This is a genomic window from Haloimpatiens massiliensis, assembly GCF_900184255.1.
In the GTDB taxonomy this organism is placed as follows: Bacteria; Bacillota; Clostridia; order Clostridiales; family Clostridiaceae; genus Haloimpatiens; species Haloimpatiens massiliensis.
This window is the reverse complement of record NZ_LT854628.1, coordinates 1-1802: the sequence shown is the minus strand read 5'-3', so window position 1 is coordinate 1802 and position 1802 is coordinate 1. Positions and strand designations below refer to the sequence as shown.

Genomic DNA, 1802 nt, shown 5'->3' with positions numbered 1-1802 from the left:
TAGTCCAGCTAAGAAATGTCAATAAGAATTAAAAAAATAATTAATATTTTTATTATCTTAAAAAAGGGTAACCTTAATAAACTTTTGTTAGACTAACAAAAAACGGAAATTATATTTATGGAATTATACTACGCAGCGAAGCCGCATTTCGCTTTGAGATAATTCTTTTGGTGTTCTTCTGGTGTAATTATTTCAAATTCTTTCCCATCACGAAGAATGGCAAATAATATGTTACAAACTTTATGCATAACTGCCCCAAGAGCAATCATTTTAGGCTTACTTTGGCACTTTAAAAGATAGTATTCTCGAAGTACTTGATTTTTGGCGGAGCCATCTTTGTTTTTGCTTATGCTGATTAATGCCATAGTGTGAATTACTCTTCTGGCAATTCGAGAGCCTCGCTTTGACATACTGATTTTTGTGCCATTAAAGTTGCCAGATTGCTTTACTGCTGGATCTAAACCAAAATAAGCAAAAAGCTGTTTTGGTGAGTTGAACGCAGAGAAATCTCCGATTTCTCCCATGAGGCTTACAGCAGAAAGAAAACCTGCACCTTTAAATGTTTCAATCAAGTGAATTTGCTTTACAAAATCAGTATTTTCATTTTCATCAACAAGCTTATGCATTTCAGAGAGTATAGAAGAAATCTCTTCATCATACTTTCGAATAAAGCTTATGTATAATCTAATACGCTTAAAATTACTACTTACAGAATAACCGAAGGTCTTTGCATCATTGGCAGCCTTTATAATGGCATTATACTTATTATTAGCATATGTAAGCCCAAAACGAGCTGTAGATCTTATAGAATCAATAATCTCTTCTTTGGAAGCATTTAAAAATGCATCTGGAGATGTGTATGTTTCTAATAAGGTTAATGATGTATTAGTAGTTATTTTTGAAAAAATTTTAAGGTATTCTGGAAATACCATCCGAAGTTCACTTTGAAGTTTGTTCACATAAGCAGAACGGTTGTCCATCAAATCATAATACTCTCTTGAAAGATTTCTTAAATCAAGAGCAAGATCTGATGGCATAAGAGATACTTTTAAATCTGGCTTTAAGCCTATTAAGGCAGCTTTTTTTGAATCAAATCTGTCATTATGCACTTTTCTAATGTTAATGTTTGTGCTATTCTTAGTGATGATAGGATTAATTAGGTTAACATTAAATCCAGTATCACGAAGATAGCAGAAGAGTGGGTAATGATAAATTCCCGTGGATTCTAGGAAAATGCGACTTTCCAAAGAATACAACTCTTCTGCTTCTTTTATTTTAGAAACAGCGAGTTCAAGGGAATCAATGTTTGAATGTAGTATTTTAAAAGGCTTTCCAACAAAGGTCTGGTTAGGAAGTGCGATAGACATCCAACTGAAATCTGCACCAACATCAATACCGACCGAGATAAATAAATTTTTAAATAAAATGTTTGACATGAGCAAAAGCTCCTTTCCGATAGGAATCCATTTCCATCTAATGAGTACACAACCTTGCGAGTTATACAGGTATAGCCTGAGGCTCCCAACCAGCCGAATCATAAAACCTCATTGAATGGACTAATTGACTAAATCACGGGTATGAGTCAGCAGATACTGACTTCCCAAGGAGGAAAACATTATTTGTCCTATCCTTGAAGATTATACTTTATGAAAAGTCTGGAGTCTATATAGGAACCGTCAAGCATGATAATTAACTAAGATAACATCTGATGAAGGAAGAAATCCTTCTTCTGTTATCTATTATAGAAACAATTAAATTGAGATGAGTAGTCTTAATGACTACATCATTATTATACAAGGAGG

The 1802-nt window shown here is 33.5% G+C and carries 1 protein-coding gene; it reads right to left on the bottom strand.

Annotated elements, in window-relative coordinates; all coding sequences use genetic code 11:
- Window positions 1-128: 128 nt before the first annotated feature.
- Window positions 129-1436: an IS110 family RNA-guided transposase gene (locus C1715_RS00100; RefSeq protein ID WP_035287686.1), complete on the bottom strand. Its 1308-nt coding sequence runs from the start codon at window positions 1434-1436 to the stop codon at window positions 129-131.
- Between the last annotated feature and the right edge of the window lie 366 nt (window positions 1437-1802).

What these genes read in the sequence shown, in the direction of transcription:
- C1715_RS00100 (WP_035287686.1), bottom strand. Translation starts at nt 1,436, where the DNA reads ATGTCAAACATTTTATTTAAAAATTTATTTATCTCGGTCGGTATTGAT.